We start from the raw sequence: 13,869 nt of genomic DNA, 5'->3' as shown, positions 1-13,869 counted from the left end.
GGGTAGATGGTGATGTAAATACACAAGATGGCTGGGAGCAGCATAATCCGGATTACAGAATTCCTAAAGTAGAAAAATAAATAGGGTAGATAAGAGGAAGCCTCTTATCTACCCTAATTTATTTTTATGAATTAAAGCTCACCTTGCTCTTCATCACCGCGAACAACCAGGACATCGCATTTTGCATAGCGAATAATATGTTCAGAGACGCTACCAATTAAGAAGCGCTCTACAGCATTTAAACCAGTGGCACCGCACATGATTAAGTCTACTTTATGTTTGGGAGCAATTTCTTTTGAAATTTTAGATTTTGGATTACCGAATTCTAGTACAGTTTCTACCTTTTCAAGACCTGCTTCTAGTGCCGTTTTTTTGTAGTCTTCTAATAAGTCTTCTGCAAAAAGATTAGCACGTTCAGCAATCGCACGGCTATATGCTTCCACTGCAGAGTAAGCTTTCACATCAACGATATGAGCAATTGTTAGTGTCGCATTGTTACGTTTCGCGACTTGAATTGCTTTTTTAAAAGCTTTTTCAGCCTCTTTAGAACCATCTACAGCAATTAAAATATTTGTATATGTATTAGTCATAGTAAATTCCTCCCAATTGATTTTATAACCCTTTACAACTTAATTATAAAACAAATTCTGGTAATATACGTAAAAAAACGTTACAGAATTTTGAAAAGTTTGTTTTGATTCTTTTTAGTTGTAATTGCAGCAAGAACTTGTTACATATGGAGTATAGTAATTTAAAAGGAGGCATGTTTGTGAGACACGCGCTCATTACAGCCGGTACAAAAGGTTTAGGAAAGCAAGTAACAGAGAAATTATTAGCGAATGGACATTCTGTAACAGTCACATACCATAGCGACAGAAGCGCTGTAGAGGAAATGAAAGAAAAGTATAATCATATAGAAGAACGTCTACAGTTTATACAAGCGGATGTCACGAAGAAAGAAGATTTACATAAAATAGTAGAAGAAGCGACAAAGCGTTTTGGTAAGATCGATTTTTTAATTAATAATGCGGGTCCTTATGTGTTTGAACGAAAAAAATTAGTGGATTATGAAGAACAGGAATGGAATGAGATGATTCAAGGAAATTTAACGGCGGTATTTCATCTGTTAAAACTCGTTGTTCCAATTATGAGAAGGAATCAATTTGGTCGCATTATTAATTATGGATTTCAAGGGGCCGATAGTGCACCGGGATGGATATATCGTTCAGCTTTTGCAGCAGCAAAAGTAGGGCTTGTTTCATTAACGAAGACAGTTGCTTATGAAGAAGCAGAATATGGTATTACAGCAAATATGGTTTGCCCAGGTGATATTATTGGTGAGATGAAAGAAGCAACAATTCAAGAAGCGCGCATATTGAAAGATAAGCGTACGCCAATTGGTAGATCAGGAACAGGTGAAGATATCGCACGTACCATCTCATTTTTATGCGAAGAAGATTCTGATATGATTACGGGTACAATTATTGAAATAACAGGGGCAGTTGATGTAATTCATCGATATCGACAAAAGTAAATAAAGTGAAACTTTAATCAGTGGAGGTTCTTCATCCCCACTGATTATGAGCTCTCACCAATCGGGCTGTTACGGGCAGCCCTACTCCCACCTATCTTCCTTGCTTCTTTCTGAATCTTGAGGTGGGAGTCTTACTGCCCTAAAATAGTGGGATAAAATCTATCGGAAAACTTGTGTTATTTTTTGTAAAATATTGAAGGATTATGTTAGAATATAGGGGCATAGAAAGCGTTTTAAAAAATGATTTAGGGGTCATTTCATAACTCAAGGGGGAATTAATAATGCGTATCGGTATTCCAACAGAAATTAAAAACAATGAAAACCGTGTGGCAATGACGCCAGCTGGTGCTGTACATCTTGTACAAAATGGTCATGAAGTTTTTGTTCAAAAAGGTGCAGGTTTAGGTTCTGGTTTTACAGATGAAGAATACGTACAAGCTGGAGCGAAACTTGTTGAAACTGCTGAAGAAGCATGGAATCAAGATATGGTTATGAAAGTTAAAGAACCGATTGAAAGCGAATATAAATATTTTAGAGAAGGTTTAATTTTATTCACATATTTACATCTAGCTCCAGAACCTGAGTTAACAAAGGCTTTAATTGATAATAAAGTGATATCAATTGCTTATGAAACAGTACAATTAGATAATCGTTCTTTACCATTACTTGCACCGATGAGTGAAGTAGCAGGTCGTATGGCTGCACAAATTGGAGCGCAGTTCCTTGAGAAAAATAAAGGCGGCAAAGGTATTTTACTTGCAGGCGTTCCAGGAGTAAAACGTGGGAAAGTAACAATTATCGGTGGCGGTCAAGCTGGTACAAACGCAGCGAAAATTGCGGTTGGACTAGGTGCGGATGTAACAATCATCGACTTAAGTGCAGAACGTCTTCGTCAATTAGATGACATTTTCGGAAATCAAGTAAAAACGTTAATGTCTAATCCTTACAATATTGCACAAGCTGTAAAAGAATCTGATCTTGTAATCGGTGCAGTATTAATTCCAGGTGCAAAAGCGCCAAAACTTGTAACAGAAGAAATGATTCAATCAATGGAACCAGGTTCTGTGGTTGTTGATATCGCGATTGACCAAGGTGGTATTTTCGAAACAACGGATCGCATTACAACTCATGATAACCCAACTTATGAAAAACATGGCGTTGTGCATTATGCAGTTGCAAACATGCCAGGTGCGGTTCCACGTACATCAACTCTTGCATTAACAAACGTAACAGTACCATATGCGGTACAAATTGCAAACAAAGGCTACAAACAAGCTTGCCTAAGCAATACTGCATTATTAAAAGGTATTAACACATTAGATGGCTATGTAACATTCGAAGCAGTTGCAGAAGCTCATGGCTTACAATACGCTGATGCGAAAGAGCTGCTTGAAAAAGCTCCTGCTTTATCATAATAAATATTGGGTGAGGCCCTTCTTGTGATAAGGAGGGCTTTTTGTTTAGAAATTCCTTGAAATGTTTTTTTCTTGCTAATACGATTCCTCTTATGATAGTTTGAAATGATGTATGTGAGCTAGTAAACTAGGTTTTCAGCATCCGATAGAATACGTTTGATATGTACGTAAGAAAACGGAGGAATAAAGATGAATGTCGAATGAACAAGATTCAAAGTGAAGCCAGGAAAAAGTCATCGTGTAGATGAATGGATGCAGCTTCTTAATGACAATATGAAAGAAGTGCTTTTGACACTAAACGACGAAAAAATGTATGTAGAGACAATTTTCCGGGAAATAAGAGATGGAGAAGAGTACTTATATTGGTATTCTGTACAAGGAGAAGGGGGGACTCTTGTCGAAAATTCTCATCATGAAATTGATAAAAAGCACTTAGCATTTTGGTATGCATGTATTGATGAAGAAGCACCAGCTGTCGATATGAAAACAGAAGTTATAATGATTCAAGATGTTGTCAAAGAAGCGATGAAAGAATAGAATGATAGTTTGTATATAAGCAGAAAAGCGCATCAACATAGATGGGCTTTTTTCGTTAAGATGCAATTGGTAAAAAAGATGAATGAAATAATTTACAAAAGATATACTAATATATAGGATATTGCAAGAGTCGTAATAGTTGAGAAATATTGATTACATTCCATTAATGTGAATAATCAGAAAATTTATGGTATAATATAGGAAAAGGGGGCTTATATGAGGCAAATACATGGAGCAATCTACATCTATATAACACTGTTTTTTATTGGAGTGTCTTATTACTTAGAGCATTCATACTCGCACCCAATTTTAACTTTTTTGAGCGGGACTTGTATGGTTATAGCGATTTTTGTACATCTTTTCTCAGTTTGGATTGTAAATTTTCAAGTGAATATTAGTAAGATGAAAGAAGGCACTTTTTGAGTGCCTTCTTTTTATCATTCTTAACTGCTGAATTTTGAGGTGAGGGTCTTATTGCCCGCAAATAGCGGGATAAAACTTTTAGGGGGGGGATGAAATGAGGGGAAAGAGCTCAATGGTTTGGGTATTTGTTTTTTTAAGTATTTTCCTTACAGTACTCACATCATGTGCATCTACATTTCCATCTAAACAAATCGCTACTGTAGAAGGGTATGTCATAGTGGGAAATGATAATGTATATTTCATCACGAATAAAAAATTTGAAACAAAAGCAGAGTTTCAAGAGTATATAGAAGAGCGACTACATGAGAAGTTTCCAACTGACACTGTTTTGAAATTTGTTGATAGCAGCACATATCAGCAGTTGAAATCAGGATATAAAATAAAAGTATGGTTTTCTCAAATACTTGAGAGCTATCCAGCCCAAATGATTGTTGAGAAGTTTGAGGTAGTAGATAAAAAGGTAGCATTCTCGCTACCTTTTTTTATTTCACAAACTGCAATTCTTTCGGGAATTTTGTTAAAATTTCTGTTCCGTCTTTTGTGATGTAAATATCATCTTCAATTCGAACTCCGCCTACATTTGGTACGTAAATTCCTGGTTCAATTGTGAAGACCATGCCTTCTTTTAATGGAGATTCGTTTCCTTCTTTTACATCTGGATATTCATGTACACTAATACCAAGGCCATGGCCGAGGCGATGCGGGAAGAAGTCTCCGTAGCCAGCGTCTGCAATAACAGAACGGGCAGCGCGGTCGATAGCACCGAGTGTAACGCCCGGTTTACATGCTTCAATTGCTTGTAGTTGTCCAGATAGTACGGTGTTATAAATACGCGTTTGTTCTTCAGAAATATCGCCGAATGCGACTGTGCGTGTAATATCAGAACAGTAACCATCAATAATTACACCTAGGTCGAATAGAACGAAGTCACCGCGCTTCATTTTGTTAGCGCCTGGTACACCGTGAGGTAGAGCTGAATTCGCTCCAGTTAAGACCATCGTGTCGAATGACATTTTATGTATACCTTTTTTCTTTAGTTCATGTTCGATAATGGCTAGTACTTCTAATTCACTACGATTTTCTTTAATGGCCTCTACACCAATACCGACAGCATAATCAGCCATATGAGCAGCTTCACGTAAAATAGAAAGTTCTTTTTCATCTTTAATTAAACGAAGCTCACGCACTTTTTCTTCTGCAGAGTGAAAAGTTGCATTTGGGAATAATTCTGTTAATGCTTCATAGCGTTCCACATTTAAGTGTTCTTTTTCAATTGCAACTGCATTTGCTTTGATACTGCGGTCTTTCAATATTTTTGCAATCATATCCCACGGTCTGTCAGTATCAGTAAATCCAATAATTTCGTGTGTCCATCCAGCGTTTCGTGCTTGATTTTCTTCCATTTTCGGACAAATTAAAATAGGTTCTTGTTCTTGGAATACAAATAGACCGAGTAGTCTTTCGTGCGGTTCGCAATGGAAGTTCGTCATGTAGAAAACGTTTGGTGTAGAAGTTAAGAAGGCTGCTTCTACGTCTTGTTCTTGTAGCCAGTGCATGAATTTTTCTAATCTAGTATTCATCGATCGACACCTCCGAGATTTCAGTTACATATATAACTTTACATCGGATGAAAGAGTTATGACAAGTAAATAGATGTTAGAAAAGACAGGAAATTGTGAAATCATGTAGAATAAAAGGTGTGAGTAAGGAGGAATGTAACAATGAAAATATCTTATCACGGGCATTCAGTTGTAAAGATTGAAACGAATGGAAAAGCGATTGTAATTGACCCATTTTTAACAGGAAATCCGAAAACAGATTTAAAAGCGGAAGATGTAAAGGTAGATGCGATTCTTTTATCGCACGGCCATGGAGATCATGTGGGTGATACAGTCGAAATTGCAAAGCGGAATGATGCGATTGTAGTAGCTCCTTTTGAACTAGCGACGTTTTTAGGATGGCAAGGTGTGAAGACGCATCCAATGCATATCGGTGGGGCGCATGAATTTGATTTTGGAAAAGTAAAGTTTACGCAAGCATTCCATGGTTCTAGCTACATCGATGAAGAGAATAAGACGATTACATATACAGGAATGCCAGCTGGGATTTTATTTACAGCAGAGGAGAAAACAATTTATCATGCAGGAGATACAGCATTATTTTCTGATATGAAATTAATTGGAGATCGTAATGATATTGAATTAGCATTTTTACCAATTGGTGATAACTTTACAATGGGACCAGAAGATGCCGCGTTAGCAGCGAAATGGATTGATGCGAAAACAGTTGTGCCGATGCATTATAATACGTTCCCGGTTATTGAACAAGACCCACATCGCTTTGTTGAAAAACTAACAAACTGTACAGGGAGAGTATTAGAAGTGGGAGAAAGTATTACACTATAGAAAAGAAACCCTTCATTTGATTGAACAAGTGAAGGGTTTCTTTATGTATGAAAAATAGGTGTAAGAATTCATTTGTTATATGGAAAATAGTACAGATATATAAAGAGAGTGTGTAACAGTTTTGAAAATATAGTATACTAAACATACAATACATGAAGAATTTAGGGAAAAGAAAGTATGGTGAAACCATTTGGCTACCAAACATAACCAAATTTTAGAGCATATTAATAACTTGCCAGTAGGGCATAAAATTTCTGTCCGTCAAATTGCGAAGGATTTAGGTGTCAGTGAAGGAACAGCATATCGCGCAATTAAAGATGCAGAAAATAAAGGGTATGTAAGTACGATTGAACGCGTGGGAACAATTCGAATTGAACAAAAGAAGAAAGAAAATATTGAAAAACTGACATATGCAGAAGTCGTTAACATTGTCGATGGCCAAGTGTTAGGTGGGAGAGAAGGATTACATAAGACATTAAATAAATTCGTAATTGGCGCAATGAAATTAGAAGCGATGATGCGCTATACAGAAGCTGGGAACTTATTGATTATTGGGAACCGTACAAATGCGCATCAGCTTGCACTAGAAAGAGGAGCTGCTGTATTAATTACAGGTGGGTTTGATACGGAAGATTATGTGAAGAAATTAGCAGATGAATTGAGGTTGCCGATTATTTCAAGTAGCTATGATACATTTACGGTGGCGACACTAATTAATCGCGCGATTTACGATCAGCTTATTAAAAAGGAAATCGTACTTGTTGAAGATATTTTAACACCAATTGAAGAAACGTTATATTTAAAGCCAGATGATAAAGTGGAGAGATGGCATGCTTATAATAAAGAAACGATGCATGGACGTTATCCAATCATCGATGACAATAAAAAAGTATTAGGAATCGTAACGTCAAAAGATATGATTGGGGTTGCAAAAGAAACACCGATTGAGAAGGTCATGACAAAGCAACCGATTACAGTGAATGGAAAAATGTCTGTTGCTGCGGCAGCACGTATGATGGTTTGGGAAGGAATTGAAATGCTTCCTGTGGTGGATGAAGGAAGCAAACTGCAGGGAATTATTAGTCGTCAAGATGTACTTCAGGCATTGCAAATGATTCAGCGTCAGCCACAAGTAGGAGACACAATTGATGATATCGTAACAAGTCAATTTGTAAATCAAAAAGAAACAAAACATGAACAAAATTATCAATTTTCAGTAACGCCACAAATGACGAATTCATTAGGAACGTTATCTTATGGTGTATTTACAACGATTGTAACAGAGGCGACCAATCGTGTGATTCGAGCGCAAAAGAAGAGTGATTTAATCGTTGAAAATTTAACGATTTACTTTGTAAAACCGGTCCAAATTGATCATATCGTATCAGTTCATCCAAAGGTATTAGAAATTGGTCGTAAATTTGGAAAAGTTGATGTCGAAGTACATCATGAAGGAAATGTTGTGGGGAAAGCACTGCTTATGGTGCAGTTAATTGATCGATAAATAGAATGAAAAAAGAAGCGTGCAGGACTTTCATAGCAAGAGTCGTATAAAAAATGTCGTTTGAAGCGGAATAATTGCACTTTCACATGCAAGGAAATCTATTGTATGTACATTCAGCTTTTGTTGTATAGATCGATTGTGAAATTGAAAAGAAATAAAAAAGCATCTGCTCAAATAGCCGATGCTTTTTTACATTACATTGTTTTATAGGCTTCTGCTTCTTTTACAGCTAGAGGTAAGAAATGCTTATATTGACGGAAGCCATTTAAAATACTTGCAATGCCAAATAAGAGAAATAATGCGCCGACAATGATTCGGGCAGTAGAAAGCTCTAGGAAAAATTGATTGAAACCAAATAAAGCAACAAATGAACCGAGTGCCATTGCCGACTTTCCGGAAAGCCAGCCTTTCTCCATTGGACGGTTTGTACGAAAATATTTTGTTTTATAGAAAAGATACAACATAAATGAGATGATAATACAAAAGACTAATACTGGCATAATACAATCCTCCATTATTTTGCATATTCTGTTTCTCCGCAGAATGACAAGTATAAGTGAAAAATCTAAACTTTCTGATTTATATTATAAAGGAATTGTTCGCATGTATGAAATATTTTCCGCTATAATGGAGAATAAAGTGAAAATAGGGTATATAAATATCGATTGATACAAAGGAGATTATACATATGCATGAACAAATTTTAGCGGCAATCCAAGAGTTTGATACAATTATTATTCATCGTCATGTGCGTCCAGATCCAGATGCACTAGGATCTCAATGTGGACTGGGCACAATGTTACAAGAATCGTTTCCAGAAAAAAATATTTATATGGTTGGTTACAATGAACCGTCTTTATCGTATTTACGAGTAATGGACGAGATTGAAGATAGTGTATATGAAAATGCACTTGTTATTGTTTGTGATACAGCCAATCAGGAACGTGTTTGTGATCAGCGCTATACAAAAGGGAAGATGTTAATTAAAATTGATCATCATCCAAATGAAGACCCGTACGGGGATATTACATGGGTGGATACAACAGCAAGCTCTACAAGTGAATTAATTTACGAGTTTTATTCTTATGGGAAAGAGAAAGGCTTAAAAATGACAGCGGAAGCAGCGCGTCTTATTTTCGCAGGAATTATTGGAGATACAGGACGTTTCTTATTTCCGAATACAACCGCAAAAACGTTCCGCTATGTCAGTGAACTTGTCGAAATGGGTGTTACATTTACTGAATTATATGATGAGATGTATAAAACGAAAGAGAAAATCGCTCGTTTAAACGGCTACATTTTACAAAATTTTACGATGACAGAAGAAGGTGCGGCCTACATTAAGTTAACGAAAGAAATATTACAACAATTTGATGTGCTTCCTTCAGAAGCATCTGGTGTTGTAGGAGCGCTTGGTAATATTGATGGATTGAAATCATGGGTTCTGTTTTTAGAAGAGGACGATGTTATTCGTGTTCGTCTTCGTTCAAAGGGACCTGTTATTAATACTTTAGCAATGCAATATAATGGTGGGGGACATCCGATGGCTTCTGGTGCGAAAGTATCTTCTTGGGAAGAAGCAGATCGTCTTTTTGAAGATTTACGTGTCATTTGCAAGTAAGTAGAGGGAATGCTATCGTTGTTGGAATTATTTCAATAGACTGAGGAGAAAAGTAGAGCGAAAAGGCTCTACTTTTCTTTTTCTATATGAACACTAATTTCAAGTACAGTATCAAAAGAAATCATGTCGACTTTAAAGCGATACATACGGTCATAATGTTTATAGGTTTTATTTTCAATTAATTTTTTGAGCAGTTCTTTATTTTTAGCGATACTTTGAATATTTTTCGTTAAAAGATGCTGGAGGTCGTTATGAATAGAAGTAGTCATGTTCTCAAGTGTAAGGTTGTCTAAGTCATATTTTTCCCCGTTGATAATTTTTATTTTAATTTCTTGAATTGTTAAGAGTCGTTTATTCTCCTTATTCAGTTTATCTTGATCTTCAAGAAGCACACGTAGTTTTTCTTCTTGTTTATTTATAATGTATTTTTGTTCTGCAATTTGACTAGCTTGTTCTTGCTGGAAGATGCCATATATGTAGAGGAAGATAAACCAGCTAATTACACCGCCAACAGCAGCACCAGCTAAAAATAAATACCATCGTTTGGCAGTAGAAGCGCTGGGAACTCTCATACATGCTCCTGTGTTAACCATTTAATAATAATAAGACCAGTTTGCATGCCACCTGTTGCAAAGAAGATAAGTAAAATTTGTTTCACAATATCTTTCATATCTCCCTCAAAAAAACTTCTCTCAAAGCTATAAAATGTATCAAAAGTACCACCAATTGCCGCTACCAGTGCCCAAATTCGTAAGTTTTGTGCGAATTGATTGATGTAGGTAAGGGCTGGTTTGCCAATAAGAAATGCTCCAATTCCTCCGATTAACGAGCCGCCGAGTAGGACCCCAAAGGCAATAAAGTAACTAATAATAAGAAGAGAGAAAAAAGTTTGTTCTCTTATGTCCATTGTCATTCCCCTTTCCTCATCATATATATGGACAAAGTGTGAGAAGTATGTTTTGATTTCCCCTTTCCTCATCACCTATAATGAAAGTAGTCAAATAGGTAAAGAGAGGGTACAACAGTGAAGTTTGTGCATTTACAATGTCAAACCGTTTATAGTTTGTTAAAAAGTGCTTGTAAAATTGATGAACTTGTGGCTAGAGCGAAAGAACTTGGGTTTTCAGCTCTTGCAATTACAGATGAAAACGTGATGTACGGAGTTATTCCATTTTATAAAGCATGTAAGAAGATGGGGATAAAGCCGATTATCGGATTAACAGCTTCCGTTTTTAATGAGGAAGAAGAACTCGCTTATCCACTTGTTTTATTGGCTGAAAATGAAGTAGGTTATCAAAATCTATTGAAAATTTCTAGCACCATTATGACAAAGTCTAAAGATGGAATTCCAAAAAAGTGGCTTGTCCATTATGCGAAAGGATTAACCGCAATTTCACCAGGGAAAGATGGAGAAATTGAACAATTATTATTGCAAGGAAAAGATGAGCGTGCAGAAGAAGTTGCCCGCACGTACCAAAATATGTTTGGCCATTTTTATATGAGTGTGCAGCATCATGCAATTCAAGATGAATTATTGTTGCAAGAAAAAATAGAAGAGTTTGTCAGAAATATGAACATTCCAATCGTGGCAACAAATGATGTTCATTATATTAATCAAAACGATGCACTTGTGCAAGAATGTTTATTATCTGTCCAGAGCGGTACAAAAATGACGGATCCGGATAGGCCAAGGTTGAAAACGGATCAGTACTATTTGAAATCATCCGCTGAAATGGAAGCCTTATTTTCTCATGTGGAAGAAGCACTTCGTAATACCATTCATATTGCAGAACGTTGCCATGTAGAAATTCCATTTCATGTGAATCAATTACCGAAATTTCCTGTTCCTACTAATGAAACGAGCGATGCTTATTTGCGCCGAATGTGCGAAGAGGGGCTATATAAACGCTATGGAACGCCAAAAGAGGTACATGTGAACCGTTTATATCATGAACTTGAAGTTATCTCTCGCATGGGGTTCAGTGATTATTTCCTCATCGTATGGGACTTTATGAAATATGCACACGAGAATAGGATTTTAACAGGGCCAGGACGTGGATCGGCAGCGGGTTCACTTGTCGCATATGTACTAGAGATTACAGATATTGACCCAATTGCATACAATTTATTATTTGAAAGATTTTTAAATCCAGAACGTGTTACACTTCCGGATATTGATATTGATTTTCCTGATGTAAGACGCGATGAAATGATTCGTTATGTAAAGGATAAATACGGCCAGCTTCGTGTTGCTCAAATTGTTACGTTCGGAACACTGGCTGCAAAAGCAGCAATCCGTGATATTGCTCGTGTAATGGGATTGCCGCCTCGAGATATTGATTTGTTCTCTAAACTGATTCCATCGAAACTTGGGATTACATTGAAAGAAGCTTATGAGGAGTCAGAAGCACTTCGTGATTTTATTCAAGGAAATCTTTTGCATGAACGTGTGTTTGAAATTGCAAAACGTGTGGAAGGATTACCGCGTCATACGTCTATCCATGCAGCTGGCGTTATTATGAGTCAAGAGCCCCTAACAAAAAGTATTGCGATTCAAGAGGGGCATAATGACGTATATGTAACGCAATATCCAGCGGATGTTTTAGAAGAACTTGGACTCCTAAAGATGGACTTTTTAGGGTTGCGCAATTTAACATTGCTTGAAAATATTCTTACTTTTATTACAACAACGACTGGAAAACAAATTGATATAAGGAATGTATCGCTCCAAGATGAAAAGACATTTCAATTGCTCGGAAGAGGAGATACAACAGGGGTATTTCAGCTTGAATCAGGTGGAATGCGAAATGTACTTCGCGGGTTAAAGCCAAATGAATTTGAAGATATCGTTGTCGTCAACTCTTTATATCGCCCAGGACCGATGGAACAAATTCCAGTCTTTATTGAATCTAAACATGGAAGACGAAACATTCAATATTTACATCCAGATTTGAAACCGATTTTAGAGAGTACATATGGTGTAATTGTTTATCAAGAACAAATTATGCAAATTGCTTCTAAATTAGCTGGATTTTCACTTGGAGAAGCGGATTTACTTCGCCGTGCAGTCAGTAAAAAAAGTCGAGATATTTTAGAGGAAGAGCGAAAGCATTTTGTGCAAGGTTGTTTACAAAATGGATATGATCAAACATCTGCAGAGCAAATTTACGATTTAATTGTTAGATTTGCAAATTACGGTTTTAACCGAAGCCATGCGGTGGCCTACAGTATGATTGGGTATCAACTTGCATATTTAAAAGCGAATTATCCACTTCAGTTTATGACCGCTCTATTATCCAGTGCAATTGGAAATGAAGATAAGATTACGCAATATATACGCGAAACAAAACGCAAAGGTTTCTGTGTTTTGCCGCCATCACTTCATAGAAGTGGCTATCATTTTCAAATTGAAGGGAATGCGATTCGTTATAGCCTTCTTTCCATTCGAAATATTGGGATGGCAACAGTGACTGCTTTGATTGAAGAAAGAGAGAAAGCGCCGTTTCAAGATTTATTTGAGTTTTGTCTTCGAATGCCAGTGAAATTTGTAACAGAGCGCAATTTAGAGGCGTTTGTTTGGTCTGGTTGTTTCGATGATTTTCAAGTTTCACGAACAACTTTGTTTAACAGCATAAAGGGTGCTCTAGAATACGCAAGTCTTGCGCGTGAATTAGGAGAAGAAAGTGTACCAAAATCAGTTTACGTGCAAGGGAAAGAGTTGTCTTTTATCGAACAATTGAATAAGGAAAAAGAAACGCTTGGTTTTTATTTATCAAGTTATCCGACAGCTCAGTATGCAAGTTTAGTAAAAGAATTAGAAATCCCTTCTCTTGCGCAAGCAATGAGACAAAAAGGAAAAGTACAACGCGCGATTGTTTACATTACAAGAGTGAAAATAATTCGCACAAAAAAAATGCAAAAAATGGCATTTGTTACGTTTTGTGATCAGAATGATGAAATGGAAGCGGTTGTTTTTCCAGAGACATACATTCATTTTTCAGAAAGGTTACAAGAAGGAGAAATTGTTCTTGTTGAGGGAACGGTAGAATCTAGAAATAATAAATTACAGTGGATTATAAATGGGCTGTATTCATTAGAACAAATGGATGTATATAACGAAATGAAAGAAGCATCCATTTATGTCAAATTACCTTCGCAGTACGATAAGAAGTTATTCAATCAAGTTACAAAAATATTATTTCACTATTCAGGTTTTGCGAAAGTACTAATTTATTATGAAAAGGAACATAAAGTGGTACAATTATCTCGTAGTTTGTCAATCCATCCGAGCGAGGAATGTTTAAGAACACTTCGTGAAATTGTCGGCAAAGAAAATGTGGTCGTAAAAATATAATGGACAACGCCCCTATAGTTCGATTATTATAGTAGTAGTGTTCGTGGTCAGACCACTCGGAAAAATTGATAGCAGC

General features: G+C 36.5%; 14 protein-coding genes. 9 read left to right on the top strand and 5 right to left on the bottom strand.

Going from position 1 to position 13,869, the window contains the following annotated elements:
- Nucleotides 1-131: 131 nt before the first annotated feature.
- On the bottom strand, nt 132-590 hold the full coding sequence (locus tag MR056_RS08300; protein ID WP_012095760.1) for a universal stress protein: 459 nt from the start codon (nt 588-590) through the stop codon (nt 132-134).
- 146 nt (nt 591-736) lie between these two features.
- Between MR056_RS08300 and MR056_RS08295 the strand changes: the two genes are divergently transcribed.
- The 5 genes from MR056_RS08295 to MR056_RS08275 all read left to right on the top strand — a co-directional run bounded on the left by MR056_RS08295 (nt 737) and on the right by MR056_RS08275 (nt 4,453).
- Nucleotides 737-1,534, top strand: a complete 798-nt coding sequence (locus MR056_RS08295; protein WP_012095759.1) for an SDR family oxidoreductase — start codon at nt 737-739, stop codon at nt 1,532-1,534.
- A 281-nt stretch (nt 1,535-1,815) separates the two neighbouring features.
- Complete coding sequence (gene ald / locus MR056_RS08290) at nt 1,816-2,949, top strand: alanine dehydrogenase (RefSeq protein ID WP_012095758.1); 1,134 nt, start codon at nt 1,816-1,818, stop codon at nt 2,947-2,949.
- 216 nt (nt 2,950-3,165) lie between these two features.
- Nucleotides 3,166-3,486 (top strand): DUF6176 family protein, encoded by a 321-nt coding sequence (locus MR056_RS08285; protein ID WP_012095757.1) that lies wholly within the window; start codon nt 3,166-3,168, stop codon nt 3,484-3,486.
- 216 nt (nt 3,487-3,702) lie between these two features.
- Nucleotides 3,703-3,909, top strand: a complete 207-nt coding sequence (locus tag MR056_RS08280) for a hypothetical protein (protein ID WP_041810068.1) — start codon at nt 3,703-3,705, stop codon at nt 3,907-3,909.
- A gap of 94 nt (nt 3,910-4,003) precedes the next feature.
- A complete protein-coding gene (locus MR056_RS08275; RefSeq protein WP_012095756.1) occupies nt 4,004-4,453 on the top strand; it encodes a DUF3221 domain-containing protein in 450 nt (149 codons plus the stop codon).
- Here MR056_RS08275 and pepQ read toward each other — a convergent pair.
- Complete coding sequence (pepQ, locus tag MR056_RS08270) at nt 4,392-5,489, bottom strand: Xaa-Pro dipeptidase (RefSeq protein WP_087099282.1); 1,098 nt, start codon at nt 5,487-5,489, stop codon at nt 4,392-4,394. The two genes, MR056_RS08275 and pepQ, sit on opposite strands and share 62 nt — an antisense overlap.
- Before the next feature lie 141 nt (nt 5,490-5,630).
- Between pepQ and MR056_RS08265 the strand changes: the two genes are divergently transcribed.
- Nucleotides 5,631-6,314 (top strand): metal-dependent hydrolase, encoded by a 684-nt coding sequence (locus MR056_RS08265; RefSeq protein WP_087099280.1) that lies wholly within the window; start codon nt 5,631-5,633, stop codon nt 6,312-6,314.
- 190 nt (nt 6,315-6,504) lie between these two features.
- A complete protein-coding gene (locus MR056_RS08260) occupies nt 6,505-7,818 on the top strand; it encodes a CBS domain-containing protein (RefSeq protein WP_012095753.1) in 1,314 nt (437 codons plus the stop codon).
- A gap of 194 nt (nt 7,819-8,012) precedes the next feature.
- Here the strand turns inward: MR056_RS08260 and MR056_RS08255 are convergent, their stop codons facing one another.
- Nucleotides 8,013-8,318: a YtpI family protein gene (locus MR056_RS08255; protein WP_012095752.1), complete on the bottom strand. Its 306-nt coding sequence runs from the start codon at nt 8,316-8,318 to the stop codon at nt 8,013-8,015.
- A gap of 188 nt (nt 8,319-8,506) precedes the next feature.
- Between MR056_RS08255 and MR056_RS08250 the strand changes: the two genes are divergently transcribed.
- Nucleotides 8,507-9,439 carry a DHH family phosphoesterase gene (locus MR056_RS08250; protein ID WP_012095751.1) on the top strand — a complete coding sequence of 311 codons (933 nt, stop codon included), beginning with the start codon at nt 8,507-8,509 and terminating at the stop codon, nt 9,437-9,439.
- 68 nt (nt 9,440-9,507) lie between these two features.
- On the opposite strand, the gene ytrI is transcribed toward MR056_RS08250, so the two are convergent.
- A complete protein-coding gene (gene ytrI, locus MR056_RS08245; RefSeq protein ID WP_012095750.1) occupies nt 9,508-10,011 on the bottom strand; it encodes a sporulation membrane protein YtrI in 504 nt (167 codons plus the stop codon).
- Nucleotides 10,008-10,346 (bottom strand): sporulation membrane protein YtrH, encoded by a 339-nt coding sequence (ytrH, locus tag MR056_RS08240; RefSeq protein ID WP_012095749.1) that lies wholly within the window; start codon nt 10,344-10,346, stop codon nt 10,008-10,010. The genes ytrI and ytrH overlap by 4 nt, the downstream gene beginning before the upstream one ends.
- A gap of 117 nt (nt 10,347-10,463) precedes the next feature.
- Here ytrH and dnaE point away from each other — a divergent pair, with 117 nt between their 5' ends.
- Nucleotides 10,464-13,793, top strand: coding sequence for a DNA polymerase III subunit alpha (gene dnaE, locus MR056_RS08235; RefSeq protein ID WP_087099278.1), 3,330 nt, complete (start codon nt 10,464-10,466; stop codon nt 13,791-13,793).
- Nucleotides 13,794-13,869 lie beyond the last annotated feature (76 nt).

Origin of the sequence: Bacillus cereus group sp. BfR-BA-01360 (assembly GCF_022663595.1) — a bacterium.
Taxonomy (GTDB): Bacteria; Bacillota; Bacilli; order Bacillales; family Bacillaceae_G; genus Bacillus_A; species Bacillus_A cytotoxicus.
This window is presented reverse-complemented; position numbering and strand designations above follow the sequence as displayed.

What these genes read in the sequence shown, in the direction of transcription:
- ald (WP_012095758.1), top strand. Translation starts at nt 1,816, where the DNA reads ATGCGTATCGGTATTCCAACAGAAATTAAAAACAATGAAAACCGTGTG.
- MR056_RS08295 (WP_012095759.1), top strand. Translation starts at nt 737, where the DNA reads ATGGAGTATAGTAATTTAAAAGGAGGCATGTTTGTGAGACACGCGCTC.
- MR056_RS08275 (WP_012095756.1), top strand. Translation starts at nt 4,004, where the DNA reads ATGAGGGGAAAGAGCTCAATGGTTTGGGTATTTGTTTTTTTAAGTATT.
- pepQ (WP_087099282.1), bottom strand. Translation starts at nt 5,489, where the DNA reads ATGAATACTAGATTAGAAAAATTCATGCACTGGCTACAAGAACAAGAC.
- MR056_RS08265 (WP_087099280.1), top strand. Translation starts at nt 5,631, where the DNA reads ATGAAAATATCTTATCACGGGCATTCAGTTGTAAAGATTGAAACGAAT.
- MR056_RS08300 (WP_012095760.1), bottom strand. Translation starts at nt 590, where the DNA reads ATGACTAATACATATACAAATATTTTAATTGCTGTAGATGGTTCTAAA.
- ytrH (WP_012095749.1), bottom strand. Translation starts at nt 10,346, where the DNA reads ATGGACATAAGAGAACAAACTTTTTTCTCTCTTCTTATTATTAGTTAC.
- ytrI (WP_012095750.1), bottom strand. Translation starts at nt 10,011, where the DNA reads ATGAGAGTTCCCAGCGCTTCTACTGCCAAACGATGGTATTTATTTTTA.
- MR056_RS08250 (WP_012095751.1), top strand. Translation starts at nt 8,507, where the DNA reads ATGCATGAACAAATTTTAGCGGCAATCCAAGAGTTTGATACAATTATT.
- MR056_RS08255 (WP_012095752.1), bottom strand. Translation starts at nt 8,318, where the DNA reads ATGCCAGTATTAGTCTTTTGTATTATCATCTCATTTATGTTGTATCTT.
- MR056_RS08280 (WP_041810068.1), top strand. Translation starts at nt 3,703, where the DNA reads ATGAGGCAAATACATGGAGCAATCTACATCTATATAACACTGTTTTTT.